At 72.3% G+C, this 4,792-nt stretch carries 4 protein-coding genes; 1 reads left to right on the top strand and 3 read right to left on the bottom strand.

From position 1 onward, the window contains the following. Nucleotides 1-291: 291 nt before the first annotated feature. Nucleotides 292-1,245 (bottom strand): ornithine cyclodeaminase family protein, encoded by a 954-nt coding sequence (locus tag CA984_RS42610; protein ID WP_086578983.1) that lies wholly within the window; start codon nt 1,243-1,245, stop codon nt 292-294. A 114-nt stretch (nt 1,246-1,359) separates the two neighbouring features. Between CA984_RS42610 and CA984_RS49135 the strand changes: the two genes are divergently transcribed. Then, nucleotides 1,360-2,232: a winged helix-turn-helix transcriptional regulator gene (locus CA984_RS49135; protein WP_207621259.1), complete on the top strand. Its 873-nt coding sequence runs from the start codon at nt 1,360-1,362 to the stop codon at nt 2,230-2,232. A gap of 254 nt (nt 2,233-2,486) precedes the next feature. Here the strand turns inward: CA984_RS49135 and CA984_RS42620 are convergent, their stop codons facing one another. Both CA984_RS42620 and CA984_RS42625 read right to left on the bottom strand, forming a co-directional pair. Continuing rightward, entirely contained in the window at nt 2,487-3,656 is a 1,170-nt protein-coding gene (locus CA984_RS42620; protein WP_086578985.1) for a sensor histidine kinase, read from the bottom strand. Between the two features lie 293 nt (nt 3,657-3,949). After that, nucleotides 3,950-4,558, bottom strand: a complete 609-nt coding sequence (locus CA984_RS42625; RefSeq protein ID WP_086578984.1) for a hypothetical protein — start codon at nt 4,556-4,558, stop codon at nt 3,950-3,952. Nucleotides 4,559-4,792 lie beyond the last annotated feature (234 nt).

Genomic DNA, 4,792 nt, shown 5'->3' on the forward strand with positions numbered 1-4,792 from the left:
CTCGACATCGTGATGGTCTTCAGCCCAGTCATCACCAACGAACAGCAACCCGACCTCCCCGACGATCGACAACAGCGGTCAGCAGCCTGCAGGAGCCGGCCCGCGAACTAATGGACCAGTGCTCACCCCAGACCCTCGAGGGGCACGACATCCCATCAGCGATCAAGACCCCTGACCACCGGTGAGGGCACGATCTGACCCCAGGACTCCAAGGTCCGGCCGACGAGGGTGCTCACTCACCAGCGGCTACAGACACCGAGTCTGCCCGAACAGCCGACCCGGTAGCTCCCATTAGCCGAGGAACGCGAACTCAAGGCCCGCGCCGCCGTCCAGGGCGCGGTGGTAGGCGACCCAGGCGAGCGCCAGGTCCTGCCATGGCAACCCGACCGGCGCGTAGACGGTGATCTCGTCGTCGTCACGACGGCCGGGCACCTCGCCCCGCAGCACCTGAGCCAACGTGCCCGCCGCGTCGTCCGCGGTGAGACCCGCGTTGCCCAGCGCACCCATCGCGACCGCCAGGGGCACGTCGTCGACGATGACGCGGCCGGCCCGGAGCAGGTCGGAGGCGAGCTCGGTCTTGCCCGGCTCGTCGGCGCCCAGGGAGGTGACGTGAACGCCCGCTCCGATGTCCCCGGCGTGGAGAAGGGGCTCGCGTGACCAGGTGGCGAGTACGACGATCTCCGCGCCGCCCGCCGCCGCGGCCGCGTCGGAGACCACGTCGCAGCGGGTGCCCGAGACGACGGCATGGCGCTCGGCGAAGTCCGCCGCTCGCCGGACGTCGAGATCGGCGACCACCAGGCGGTCCAGTGGCCGGAGCGCCGCGAGGCCCCGCATGACGAGCTCGGCCTGGGCTCCGGCGCCGACGACCGCGACCGTGGCGGCGCCGGGACGGGCGAGCACGTGTGTGCCGAGCGCCGCCGCGAGGCCCGTCCGCCACGCCGTCACGGTCGCCGAGTCCACCAGCGCCAGCAGCTCGCCGTTTTCGAGATCGTGCAGGCAGACGACGCCGCGCAGCGCGGGCCGCGCGCCGGGGAACTTGGCGTTGACCTTGACCGTGTAGGCGGGGATCCCTTCGACCAGGCCCGGGATGAGCGCGGTGGCCGTGCCCGGACCGGGCAGGTCCGTACGGATCCGCTGAGGTCCGACAGCCGGGGCCGCGGCGACGAATCCCTGTTCAAGAGCCGTGAGACACGCGTCCACATCGAGTAGGCGTTCCAGGTCGGAGCGGGAGAGAAGCAGCGTCACAGGACGATCTTGTCATCCGTGCTCCGGCCCGCCGGGGCGCGGGGTCGGTCGGCACCTCCGGCCTGTCGGTTCCCTCTTGTAAGTAAAGACATCATGCGACAGCATTGAGTGGTGATGGAAGAAGGCGCTTCGAAGTCACCGGGTAACTGCCTGGGCACCGAGGACGACTACGACGCCCGCCAGTGGGACACCAGGGAGGACTGCGAGGTCCGCCAGATCCTCGATCGGGTGGCGGACAAGTGGTCGCTGCTGGTGATCGCTCTGCTGGACCGGCGCGTCCTGCGCTTCACCGAGCTGAGCCGTGAGATCGACGGCATCAGCCAGCGCATGCTGACCGTGACGTTGCGCCAGCTCGAGCGCGACGGCCTGGTGCGCCGCACCGTCCATCCCGTCGTGCCTCCCCGCGTGGACTACGAGCTCACGCCGCTGGGGGCGACCCTGCATGACACGATCCAGTCGCTCGTCATGTGGACGGAGAAGCACCAGAACGAGATCGCCGCCGCCCGCGCCGACTACGACGCCCGCGCCGACGTCGCCTCCGCCGCGCCGGTCGCGCCGGTCGCGGTGAGCCGCGGGACCATGGCGGCCGGCCGTGCCGGGGTCCGGCCCGTAGCCGCGGACCGTGACGGAACCCTGCCCACGAGCCGTAACGGAACCCCAGTCGCAGGCCGTGATGGAACCCTGGCCGTGGACCGTAACGGAACCCCGGCCGCAGGCCGTGATGGAACCCTGCCCGCTAGCCGTAACGGAACTCCGGTCGCGCGCCGTGACGGCACTCCGACGGCGACCCCGGGTGGCGACGGGGCACGGGCAGTGGCCGTGGGTGGTGACGGGGGCCGGGCTGGTGTGACCGTGCCCCTGTGCGAGACGTGCGGCACCCCCATCCACCTCGCCCGCACGGGCCGGCCCGCCAGGTTCTGCGGTACGGCCTGCCGGCAGAAGGCGCATCGCCGGCGCTCCCGCGCCGTCGCCCACGACCAGGGCTGATCCCACCGACCGGCAGGCGGGCGTGCCGTCCGCCGGTGTACGGCTCTCAGGAGCCGGCCTCCGATGGGCACATGTTCCCGGGGCACAGCCCGCGGGCGTACGGGTCCCAGGAGCCGGTCCCCGGGCGCACATGTTCCCGGGGCACGGCTCGCGGGTGTACGGGTCTCAGGCGGTGAACGCGGCCCGCCGGGGTCGTACGGCCGCGCGAGCCCCTGAACAGGCGTCGCGACCGTGACGGTCGTGCGATCTGCCGGTCATCGGACCGCCTCGGCGGCCAGCGGCAGCCGTACCGACACCCGGAAACCCGGCCCGTCGGCGCGGTGTCCCGCGGTCGCGGTGCCACCGCAGGCGGCGGCGCGCTCCCGGATGCCGATCAGGCCGTTGCCGCCAGGCGGGAGGGAGAGCCCGGAGCCGAGGCCGTCGTCGGTGACGTCGATCGTCAGAGCGTCGTCCTCCCAGTGGAGGCGGATGTCGGCGTGGGAGGCGCCCGAGTGTTTGACGATGTTGGTCAGTGCCTCCTGGGTGATCCGGTAGGCGGCGATCTCGACGTCGGGAGGGAGCGGCCGGGGCTCCCCCCGGGTGCTGTAGGCCAAGTCGAGCCCGGTGCCCGCGACCTGGCCGGCCAGCGTGGGCAGGTCGCCGATGGTCGGTTGCGGCGCGCGGGGTCCCTCCTCCTCCTTGAGCACGCCCAGCATGCGCCGGAGCTGGACCATCGCCTCACGCCCCGAGGCGGCGATCGCGTCGAAGGCCGCCTCGGCCCTGGCCGGGTCGCTTCTGATCACCACAGGTCCCGCCTCGGCCTGGACCACCATGATGCTCACGGCGTGGGCCAGGATGTCGTGCATGTCGCGCGCGATCCTGGCCCGCTCCCGCTCGGCGGCCCGCTCCGCCTCGACCTGCCGCTCGCGCTCCAGACGGGCGGCCCGCTCCTCCAGGACCGCCGCGTAGGCGCGGGAGACGGAGACGGCCCTGCCACCCGCGTACGCGGCGACGAACAACACGGTGCCGCGCAGCGCGGTCTCGGACGAGCCGACCAGCAACAGGCCGCCGCAGATCGTGATGGCGAGCATGAGCAGGCGGGGCCAAGGGGGGGAGTACACGGCGACGGTGTAGATCGCGATCATCCCGGTGTACCAGACCGGCTGCGAGGGCACGTTGTCGACGAGGTCGTACATGGAGGTCGCCGCGAGGGTGACGGCCAGCACGGGCAGAGGCGCCCGGCGGCGCCAGAGCAGCGGTGTCACGGCGGCGATCACGACCGCGTACCCCCACCAGTGCCAGGACGTGGGGTGGGGGTTGTCGTGGGCCAGGAACGGCCACAGCTGCGCGACCATCACCAGGGAGGTGACCGCCACATCCACCCACCACGGGGGAAGGGCTCGCAACCGGCTGCGTAACTGGGCGACGAACGGCAGATCGGACACGGTGCCCAATCCTGCTCCCTCTCGGAGCGCCCCGGTACCGGAGGGTGGCCCCTGCTGGAGCCCCGGCTTGGACCACAGCCGAAGCTCAGGCTTGGACCACAGCTGAAGCCCCGGTCTGGACCTCCGCCAGGGCCTCGGCCTGGACCCCCACCAGGGCCCCGGCCTGAACCACAGCCAGGGCTCAGGCCGGGACCGCGACCAGGGCCATGGCCGGGACCGCGGCCAGGGACGGTGCCGCGCGCGGCCGGTCGGCGGCCAGGGGGTGGCTCGCCGGCCGGCCCGTCCCGGGCTGCTCACGCGTGGGTGGCGGCACGCCGGGCGGCGTGGGCGGTGACGGGCTTGGCTGTGGGCGCGATCCCGCGGGCGAGGGGCACGAAGGAGACGAGCAGGAAGATGGCCCCGAGCGGGATGAAGTCGCGGTCGACGATCGGGAGGACGAGGTCGAGCAGGACCAGCACCGGCGTCCAGGCCTTGACGCGGCCGATCACGGCGAGCTGGACGACGAGGGCGAGCTGGCCGAGGTAGAAGAGGTAGGGGCCGCCGTCGTAGATCGCGAGGGAGACACCCGGGACGGCCTGGATCCGGTCGAACAGGACGCCCATCTCCGCGTGGTCGGCGGAGAGGAACCCGACCACGATGTCGATGACGAACTGCGCGGAGGCGGCCAGGATGCCGACGGAGCCCATCACGGCGCTCACCGTCGACAGGGCGTCGCGGCCCGCCATCCGCCGCATCTCCCAGAAGATGGGGACGAACAGGGCCAGGGCGGCGATGAACGCCAGGTGGCCGGTGGTCCAGGCGAGGCCGGGGCCTCTGCTGCCGTCGAGGCCGTCGAGGATGCGGATGACTCCGTAGGCCAGGACGAGCAGGGGTGCGGCGACAAATGCGAAGCGGGGGTTCATCTCAAGGGCTCCAGGCGGTTGGCGTGTGCCTTAATCCTGGGTTTTCCCAGCTCGGAAGTGATCACCGGGCAGAGCGATCCTCATCTCCCCGGTGAGGGGGAACGGATATCCCCCGTACCGGCGATGCGGGTGGCCGCCTGGAGTGGTCCAGGCGTTCCGGAGCGACCGGCGCCGGCGAAGGACCGGCCGGAGGGCGGGTGAGGGACCGGCGGTGGGCGGGTGAGGGACCGGCGG

Source organism: Streptosporangium minutum (genome assembly GCF_002149035.1).
GTDB classification, from domain to species: Bacteria; Actinomycetota; Actinomycetes; order Streptosporangiales; family Streptosporangiaceae; genus Streptosporangium; species Streptosporangium minutum.

Excerpts from the sequence above, each read along its gene's own strand:
- CA984_RS49135 (WP_207621259.1), top strand. The coding sequence starts at position 1,360 with ATGGAAGAAGGCGCTTCGAAGTCACCGGGTAACTGCCTGGGCACCGAG.
- CA984_RS42625 (WP_086578984.1), bottom strand. The coding sequence starts at position 4,558 with ATGAACCCCCGCTTCGCATTTGTCGCCGCACCCCTGCTCGTCCTGGCC.